The following is a 1,130-nucleotide window of genomic DNA, read 5'->3' on the forward strand; positions in this document are numbered from 1 at the left end:
TCATATCCTCGATATGGTTCGTGCCATTATGTACCTGCTTGAAACCCCTCACGCGCATGGTGCCTTCAACATGTGCGCTCCTCACCCTGTGACTAACCGGATATTTAGCCGCACGTTAGCGAAAACACTCAAACGTCCTCATATTCTATTCACACCTAAATGGGTCATGGCATTGGCGATGGGAGAATCAGCATGTTTGTTGTTTGACAGTATGCGAGCCAAACCTAAGAAACTCACCGAGCTTGGCTTTAAATTTAGTTACTCAAGAATAGAACCAGCACTGAAGCACTTGCTTCAAGATAGAAGCTGTTGAATGATAAAGCTTATCTGTCTCTCGCATTAAGCTAACACATGAATAAATCCATCCTCATTACGGGTTGCTCAACGGGCATCGGGTACGTTTGTGCTCATGCACTCCATAAACAAGGCTTTAACGTCATCGCCTCTTGTAGAAAGCTTGATGACGTTCAACGACTCCAATCAGAAGGGTTAACCTGTATCCAGCTCGACCTCGACGACCCAATAAGCATCACTAGTGGCGCAAAACAAGCGATTGAATTGGCTCAAGGCCAGCTTTATGCCCTGTTCAATAACGGCGCATATGGTCAGCCCGGTGCATTAGAAGATCTGCCTACCGAAGCATTGAAAGCGCAATTTCAAACCAACTTTTTTGGTTGGCACCAATTGGTTCAAGAGGTACTACCCACTATGCGTGCTCAAGGTGAAGGACGCATTATTCAAAACAGTTCCGTCTTGGGTTTTGCCGCAATGAAGTATCGTGGGGCGTACAACGCCTCAAAGTTTGCCCTAGAAGGGTGGACAGATACATTACGGCTCGAACTTGCTGATACCGACATCAAAGTGGCGTTGATAGAGCCCGGCCCCATTGAAACGCAATTTAGACACAACGCTCTGCACGCTTTTGAGCAATGGATTGACGTAGATTCAAGCCCTCACCGTATCGCGTATGAAGGACAGAAAAAGCGTTTAGATAACGATAAATCGAATAATCGATTCGTGCTGCCGGCAGAAGCTTGTATCGAACCCGTTCTTCACGCACTAACCAGCAATAAACCTAAAATTCGCTATCGCATTACGACACCAACCAAGTTGTTTGCGCTTTTGAAACG

General features: G+C 46.2%; 2 protein-coding genes. Both read left to right on the forward strand.

Annotation, left to right across the window (positions count from 1 at the left end):
* On the forward strand, positions 1 to 313 hold a 313-nt coding region (locus R8O11_RS25040; protein WP_318194585.1), incomplete at its 5' end, for a DUF1731 domain-containing protein.
* 38 nt (positions 314 to 351) lie between these two features.
* Positions 352 to 1,130 (forward strand): SDR family oxidoreductase (locus R8O11_RS25045; RefSeq protein WP_318194586.1); only part of this gene is annotated, 779 nt, incomplete at its 3' end.

This window comes from Vibrio sp. 1288 (genome assembly GCF_033344475.1).